Source organism: Mesorhizobium sp. M2A.F.Ca.ET.039.01.1.1, from assembly GCF_003998035.1.
Lineage (GTDB): Bacteria > Pseudomonadota > Alphaproteobacteria > Rhizobiales > Rhizobiaceae > Mesorhizobium.
Genome location: NZ_RZRY01001498.1, coordinates 1 through 493, shown reverse-complemented (window position 1 = coordinate 493; position 493 = coordinate 1). Strand labels below are relative to the sequence as shown.

Genomic DNA, 493 nt, shown 5'->3' with positions numbered 1-493 from the left:
CCATCGAGAAGGCCGCCAATGGCAGGCTCATCCAGATGATCGGCGCCGCCGCGACGCTCGATGCTTTGGCTACGCTGGTGCAGAGTGCGATCACCGCCGCCCTGAGCGAGGCGTCCGCCGCCGGTCTTGCAGCGCTCGAGGAAAAGGCGGCGCACAGCAGCGAGTGCCTGGAGTTGTTGGCCTCGGTGCCGCCGCTTGCCGACATCATCCGCTACGGCGAAGCGCGCAAGACCGAGAGCGAGCGACTCGCCGGCCTGCTGGAGCGGCTGATCATCGAAGGCTCCATCGCGCTGCCTTACGCGGCGCGCGATCTCGACGCGCAGGCCGCGGCCGCGCTGATGCGAGCGCTGCGCAAGGCCGATGAGGCGATCAAGCTGGTCGAGCCGGACGAGCATGTCCTCGAAGCCTGGCGCAACGGGCTGGCGGCCGTGCTGGATTCGTCACGCTCCACGGCGCTGGTTGCCGGCTGCGCCGCGCATCTGCTCTACGACGC

The 493-nt window shown here is 69.4% G+C and carries 1 protein-coding gene; it reads left to right on the top strand.

Going from position 1 to position 493, the window contains the following annotated elements; translation table 11 throughout:
• Positions 1-35: 35 nt before the first annotated feature.
• A partial coding sequence (locus tag EOA24_RS40635; RefSeq protein WP_245502013.1) for a DUF5682 family protein occupies positions 36-493 on the top strand: 458 nt, incomplete at its 3' end.